Origin of the sequence: Staphylococcus canis (genome assembly GCF_016238445.1) — a bacterium.
Taxonomy (GTDB): domain Bacteria; phylum Bacillota; class Bacilli; order Staphylococcales; family Staphylococcaceae; genus Staphylococcus; species Staphylococcus canis.
The window spans coordinates 1-252 of sequence record NZ_JABANU010000117.1 but is presented as its reverse complement, the minus strand read 5'-3'; the positions used below and the strand labels follow the sequence as shown (position 1 = coordinate 252).

The 252-nt window shown below is 37.3% G+C and carries 1 protein-coding gene; it reads right to left on the bottom strand.

The annotated features are described in order from the left end of the window. Positions 1-98 precede the first annotated feature (98 nt). On the bottom strand, positions 99-252 hold a 154-nt coding region (locus HHH54_RS11155), incomplete at its 5' end, for a transposase (RefSeq protein WP_198618837.1).

Sequence of the window (252 nt, the reverse complement as noted above, 5' to 3'; positions counted from 1 at the left end):
GATTAGTACCACTAACCCGACTCGCAGAGTCTGCTTACGCAAGATATTGAACCGCCGTGTACGGAACCGTACGCACGGTGGTGTGAGAGGACGAGTGGTCAATTAATGATTACTCTCCTACTCGATTCACTTACAAACATCCTTGAAATAACTAATATTCTATTTCTGAAGTTATAAAAATTTCTATAACCGTAAGACACACGTTTAATAAGTTTAATTTTATTGTTAATACCTTCAATTGGTCCATTTGTT